Source organism: Methylobacterium crusticola, from assembly GCF_003574465.1.
GTDB lineage: Bacteria > Pseudomonadota > Alphaproteobacteria > Rhizobiales > Beijerinckiaceae > Methylobacterium > Methylobacterium crusticola.
The window spans coordinates 1-543 of record NZ_QOWC01000518.1 but is presented as its reverse complement, the minus strand read 5'-3'; the positions used below and the strand labels follow the sequence as shown (position 1 = coordinate 543).

The window sequence follows — 543 nt, the reverse complement described above, 5'->3', positions numbered from 1 at the left end:
TCGACCGCGCCCTTGCGGATCGACGAGCCCTCGAGGTCGACCCCGCTCATGCGCGACTGCGCCGTGAAGGGCACGAAGGTGGCGCCCAGGCTCGCCATGTCGCGGGCGCGCAGGCCGTAGCGCTCCTTGGCCAGGACCACGATCGAGCGGCCCTCCGGGGTCTCGTCGGCCAGCGAGGCGAGTTGCGCGGCGTCGGCCAGATCCTGCTCCGAGACGCCACGCACCGGGCGGAACTCCGTCGCCTGCCGGTTGCCGAGCGTGATGGTGCCGGTCTTGTCGAGGAGCAGCGTGTCGACGTCGCCCGCCGCCTCGACCGCCCGGCCCGACATCGCGAGCACGTTGAAGCGCACGAGCCGGTCCATGCCGGCGATGCCGATGGCCGAGAGCAGCGCCCCGATCGTGGTCGGGATCAGGGTCACGAACAGGGCGACGAGCACGATGAGCGGGATGGCGCCGCCCGCGTAGGCGGCGAAGCTCGGGATCGACGCCACCGCGAACACGAACACGATGGTGAGGCCGGCGAGCAGGATGTTGAGGGCGATC

1 pseudogene is annotated in these 543 nt (G+C 71.6%); it reads right to left on the bottom strand.

Features of this window, described 5'->3' with window-relative positions:
- A pseudogene (locus DT057_RS35160) lies at positions 1–543 on the bottom strand (potassium-transporting ATPase subunit B); the annotation flags it as partial.